This window comes from Anaerosporobacter sp. (assembly GCF_031551385.1).
In the GTDB taxonomy this organism is placed as follows: Bacteria; Bacillota; Clostridia; order Lachnospirales; family Lachnospiraceae; genus Anaerosporobacter.
This window is the reverse complement of the sequence record NZ_JAVBNS010000075.1, coordinates 1-5,369: the sequence shown is the minus strand read 5'-3', so window position 1 is coordinate 5,369 and position 5,369 is coordinate 1. Positions and strand designations below refer to the sequence as shown.

Sequence of the window (5,369 nt, the reverse complement as noted above, 5' to 3'; positions counted from 1 at the left end):
CAAATTTTAATTCTGTTTCTGTCATCTGATACATAAAATATTCCTCCTCTACTATATCCAAATTTACAACAAAATAAGTCGGTGAATTATAGACCTCTTGTTAAGTCTATAACTCACCGACCATTTTGTCAACTACTCTTCTTCAAACACAATCTCAAAATGTCTCAAAAATTGTTTCATATTACTGTCCCATTCTTGCTCTACCGTTTTATCTAATGTAAACACCTTCATAGATACCCCTGTAACAAGATGCAGAATTCCATTTTCATAACGAATATTAAGATACAGAGTTCCCACTTGTGATAAATCATAATTCGGTAATGCTTTCTCTATAATCTTCTTCGTATTGGCAGGTGACAGGATAAGTACAATTTTAAACACCACTGGTACTTTCTTTCCCTTCATAAGAGAAAATGCAATTGGTTTAATCTTAGACCACGTAGAATACTGTGTATCCTCTAATGTCTCTTTCTCTTCCTCATCATACCAATCGGCATTCAGTTTCCCATTAATCTTAAACTGATTGTACGTAGTAATTTCTAATTCTGATAATAAAAAATTATCAAACACATTATGAACTAACAAATGATTCATAAATGATTTCACATCAACAACATGTAAAGAAACCATATTTTTTCCCCTTTAATTTAAATTATGTCTATTCCGAATAGCTATCTTGTTTTTTTCACACAACCTACATATAATATAACCTATGATAATCAAACGAATCTGCTTTGTGCAAACTATATTATAACACAAAGAAGCATTTCGCAAAACAAAAACTATGGAGGATTTAACTATGAATTTCAAACAAAATGCATTTGATCTAATAGAATTTATTGAAACAGCAACTTCACCATTCCATGTAGTAGAAAAAAGTGCTGCTACGCTCAAGGAAAAGAATTTCACTAAATTAGATATGAAACAACCTTGGTCATTAACAAAAGGCGAGAATTACTATGTAATTCCTTACCCATCAACTCTATTCGCTTTCACTGTTGGCAATGACACAGAGGAATCTTCTGATTTTAGAATTATAGCTACACATACAGACCACCCTTGCTTAATGATTAAGCCACAAGCTGATATGACAAGCAATGGATACCGTAAAATTAATACCGAAATCTATGGTGGACCTATCTTAAACACATGGCTTGACCGCCCTCTATCTATTGCAGGCCGCGTTGCTATAGCAAGCGATTCCATCTTTGAACCAGAGATGCGTTTTATCGATATAAAAAAACCACTTCTTACCATTCCCAACTTAGCAATTCATATGAACCGTGATGTAAACAAAGGTGTTGACCTTAATCGTCAAATCGACATGATTCCCATTATCGGACTTGTGAATGATACTCTTAATAAAGATAACTACTTTATGAATTTCTTAGCAAAAGAACTTCATGTTGAAGTAGATAGCATTCTCGATTTTGAATTATATATCTATAATACAGAAAAAGGGCAACTTATTGGTGCTGAAGAAGAATTTATCTCTTCACCACGTCTTGATAACCTTACATCTACCTATGCAGCTCTTCGTGCCATTACTGACACAAATCGCACAACTGGCATTAATGTCATTGCCTTATTTGACAACGAAGAAGTCGGAAGCAAAACAAAACAAGGTGCAGATTCAACACTTATGACTATGCTACTAGAGAAAATCTATGAAGGACTTGGATTTACACATGCTCGCTGCCTAGAAGCTATGATGCGAAGTATGCATCTGTCTGTTGACGTCGCACATGCGATTCATCCAAATCATGCAGAAAAAAGTGATCCTACTACTTTCGCTAAGTTAAATGAAGGCATTGTTATCAAAATCAACAACAATCAAAAATATGCAACCGATGCAAAAGCAGTTGCCACACTTCAACAGCTATGCAAAACCCACGATATTAAATATCAAAAATACGTAAATCGCTCCGACATTGCAGGCGGTGGCACTCTAGGCTCACTCGTATCCTCCCAAATCCCGATGCTGACAGCCGACCTAGGAATTCCAATGCTTGCCATGCACTCTGCTAGAGAGTTAATGGGCGTTAAAGACCAAACATATATGAACCAACTACTTTATGCATTCTTTATAGCTTAAGTTCTTGCACTATCTAAGATATAATTGCATAAATCACCTTCGTATAAATCTCAAAAATCCGTTCATAATTGTAATATATATATATCACAATTGCGAAAGGAGATTTCCTATGAGAGCAAGCAGTGGAGCATATCGAGATGTAGCAAATCGATGCAGCGAATATCTCTCTGTTCCTAAAAATAGTGTTTCAAATTGTAGTGATTTCGATAAAAAATCCTGTGTCACCTGTCGTCATTTTAATACGAACAATAGTTTCTGCAAAATTGACTCCTATGACAATATCGTGCGAAATACTACAACCTAGGACACCAGCATTCTATACTCGTAAATAAAGCTGTTACAACATGAATTCTTCCAGAATATCGAAAAGGAAAAGATCATATTGTAACAGCCTTTTATTTAGAATCCCGCCTCTGGCTTTGCAATGTGGTACAGGATGATTGGAGCTTGAACACTACTCACAGCGAAACTGACACCGCATATAAAACCAACATATGTGCTGGATAGAAGACATAGAATACGTAGCGCATACTAGGGCCTTTCTTCCCATTATATAGAAGGATTGGAATCAGCGCCAGCAAAGAATATAGCTGTACTTTATTACCCAGATAAAGTGTGGCAACAAGAATACTTATTGCAATATATAATATATTTCCACGGTAAAAGTAAAATGCCATAATAATCAGAACTCCAAGCATACTATAATCGGTTCGTAAGAACCATGCCACAGTCATGGAAAGCCCTATAATAATAAACTGCAAAAGTATCGCTTTGATATCAAAGAAAAAAAAGTGTTTCTTCACTTCTTCAATCGCATAGATTGCCACAAGCCCTATCAGTAAGGTAAAGAATACATTTTGATGTTCTAAACAAAACACGTTGTGATAAAAACACAAATTAAACGGTATCTCTGATATCAATGCAAAACAAGCCAAACGTATCATGTATTTCTTCACATTTCTTGTATGAAAAAATCCTTCCACAATACAGAAGCAAAAGATAGGAAATGCAATTCTTCCAATTTCCCGCATAATCATATATTGCTGTGACTTACGTGTAAAAAACACTGCTGCAACATGATCAAGTAACATGGCGACTATTGCTATTACCTTTAACGCGAATATGTCCATTTGCCTTCTCCTTTACAATCTCGCTACGTAAAACAACAATTGATCGAGGTGCAACTTGAACAGAACGACTCTCTTGACCCATACGTTTCTCCTCTGTTATCGCTGTGTCCATATAGACAGCCCAATGTTGTCCTACCGGTAATTGTGGCAAGTCAAACGCATGGTTTTTCCAGTGCATATTATACGCTACATAGAAATAAGCATTTGACTTCTCCTCTTCATTTGATGCATATTGTCCACAATACATAACACCAAATACACGACTATAGTATGAAAAGTCCGGATACCATGCCTTTGTTCCATGAAAAGACATATCAGGGCAACCACATGATTGATAATCCATCATACGATATTCCTGCTCTCTACCAAATACGCCTTGCTTCTTACGAATCTGAATTAGCTCTTTGACAAAGCTTTCAATATCCTCATTTTGTTTTCTATTATTCCAGTTCAGCCAAGAGATTGCATTATCTTGACAATACGCATTATTATTACCACCTTGCGAGTTCCCGAACTCATCGCCCATCATAATCATCGGCGTTCCTTGGCTTAATAGTAACATTACAAATGCATTCCTAATCTGCTGTCTACGAAGTTCTTTGATTTTTTTCTTGCCCGACTTACCTTCTGTCCCACAATTCCAACTATAGTTATAATCTGTTCCATCCTTGTTTTCTTCTCCATTAGCAGAATTGTGTTTCACATCATAGCAAACTAGATCCATCAGTGTAAAACCATTATTATTCGTCATGTAATTAATCACAGCATTATTTGCAGGGTTTCTCCTTACACGATTTGCAAATGCACTAACTTGCTCTTCATCACTTTTAAGATATCTTCTTGCATCTACAAGGAATCCATCATTGTACTCAGCTAGGTTTCGATATGGTTTGCCAAGCCCCTCCGTACTGCTTGATGACACTTCCCATGATGTTGCAAAAAACTTAGTATGTGATAGTACCGGATCTGAAGCAAGTATGCTTGTAGAAACTACATTTGCATTCACACTAAATCCATCAATATGGTACGTAAAGAACCAATAATATAAACAATCAAGAATTGTTTGCTGCGTAAGACTTGACGAAAAATTAAACTCCATTAAAACTTCAATACCAGCATTATGCAGTTCCTTAACCATCGTCTTTAACTCATTCACTGCATTCGCTGGTTCATACGCATACGAAGCTTTTGGCGCAAAGTAATAATTATCTTTACTATATCCCCAATAATTGATTCGATAAGGGATTCGAGCTTTTTCTTCCTGCTTCGCTACTTCCCTATACTTATCTGGCAATATCGTTTCAGAATCATTGTCAGCCTCTCTTGCAATATTGACAAATTCATATTCTTTTACTTCTTTCTTATCCTGTTTTCCAGAAGAATACATATAATTTTCTTCTATCAATATCTCATCAAATTCAACAATTGGCATTAAAAGGACAGCATTAACTCCAAGTTCTTTTAGATACGAAATCTTCTCTGTAACGCCTTTAAATGTACCCGCAGCCTTCCCAAGCTTAGAAGAACTATGTTTTGTGAATCCCCTTACATGCATCTTGTAAATTATCAAATCTTTATATGGAATTTCAAGAGTGGCATCTTCTTGCCAATCAAATGTATCAAAATTGAAACCACCACGCACAGAATACTTCTCAAAATAATGACTATAATTCCCCCATTTGTCTCGCCCTTTTATAACTTTCGCATAGGGATCAACAACATTTTGTCCATCTATTTCATATATATATTCATACTCATTATATGGTAAATCTTCTATAATAAAAGCGTAAACATTTCCTGTACGATACTCATTTGGAATTAACACAGTTTGATTCTTCTTGCGATTTCTTTTATGCAATAATATCAATTTACACTCTTCACAATTCGGTGCCGCTATTGCAAATCGAATCGATTCACCCTCTTTTGTAACTCCAAGTGGTAATGGAGTTCCCTTTCTAATTCTAAATTGATTCATACTCTGTCTCCTCACTGTTACGAATGTTTACTCTTTTTGATTACTTTATTTATTCTCTTCTATCTTTTGCGCAAGCTCAGTTAGATACATCCAACGCTCCATCTTAAGTTCTAGTTGTTGTTCTAACTCTTCTTTTTCTTTCATTAATTCATTCAATTTTCAATAATTA

At 35.5% G+C, this 5,369-nt stretch carries 5 protein-coding genes; 2 read left to right on the top strand and 3 right to left on the bottom strand.

Going from position 1 to position 5,369, the window contains the following annotated elements; translation table 11 throughout:
• Positions 1 to 132: 132 nt before the first annotated feature.
• Entirely contained in the window at positions 133 to 630 is a 498-nt protein-coding gene (locus tag RMR19_RS07550; RefSeq protein ID WP_310602888.1) for a DUF5721 family protein, read from the bottom strand.
• Between the two features lie 169 nt (positions 631 to 799).
• Between RMR19_RS07550 and RMR19_RS07545 the strand changes: the two genes are divergently transcribed.
• Positions 800 to 2,095, top strand: coding sequence for a M18 family aminopeptidase (locus RMR19_RS07545; RefSeq protein ID WP_310602887.1), 1,296 nt, complete (start codon positions 800 to 802; stop codon positions 2,093 to 2,095).
• A gap of 109 nt (positions 2,096 to 2,204) precedes the next feature.
• Positions 2,205 to 2,399, top strand: a complete 195-nt coding sequence (locus RMR19_RS07540) for a hypothetical protein (RefSeq protein WP_310602886.1) — start codon at positions 2,205 to 2,207, stop codon at positions 2,397 to 2,399.
• 154 nt (positions 2,400 to 2,553) lie between these two features.
• Here RMR19_RS07540 and RMR19_RS07535 read toward each other — a convergent pair whose 3' ends face one another.
• The gene (locus RMR19_RS07535; protein ID WP_310602885.1) at positions 2,554 to 3,225 is read right to left on the bottom strand and encodes a TraX family protein; all 672 of its coding nucleotides are present in this window, start codon (positions 3,223 to 3,225) and stop codon (positions 2,554 to 2,556) included.
• A complete protein-coding gene (locus RMR19_RS07530; protein WP_310602884.1) occupies positions 3,176 to 5,200 on the bottom strand; it encodes an alpha-amylase family glycosyl hydrolase in 2,025 nt (674 codons plus the stop codon). The genes RMR19_RS07535 and RMR19_RS07530 overlap by 50 nt, the downstream gene beginning before the upstream one ends.
• Positions 5,201 to 5,369: the final 169 nt, after the last annotated feature.

What these genes read in the sequence shown, in the direction of transcription:
- RMR19_RS07550 (WP_310602888.1), bottom strand. Translation starts at nt 630, where the DNA reads ATGGTTTCTTTACATGTTGTTGATGTGAAATCATTTATGAATCATTTG.
- RMR19_RS07545 (WP_310602887.1), top strand. Translation starts at nt 800, where the DNA reads ATGAATTTCAAACAAAATGCATTTGATCTAATAGAATTTATTGAAACA.
- RMR19_RS07540 (WP_310602886.1), top strand. Translation starts at nt 2,205, where the DNA reads ATGAGAGCAAGCAGTGGAGCATATCGAGATGTAGCAAATCGATGCAGC.
- RMR19_RS07535 (WP_310602885.1), bottom strand. Translation starts at nt 3,225, where the DNA reads ATGGACATATTCGCGTTAAAGGTAATAGCAATAGTCGCCATGTTACTT.
- RMR19_RS07530 (WP_310602884.1), bottom strand. Translation starts at nt 5,200, where the DNA reads ATGAATCAATTTAGAATTAGAAAGGGAACTCCATTACCACTTGGAGTT.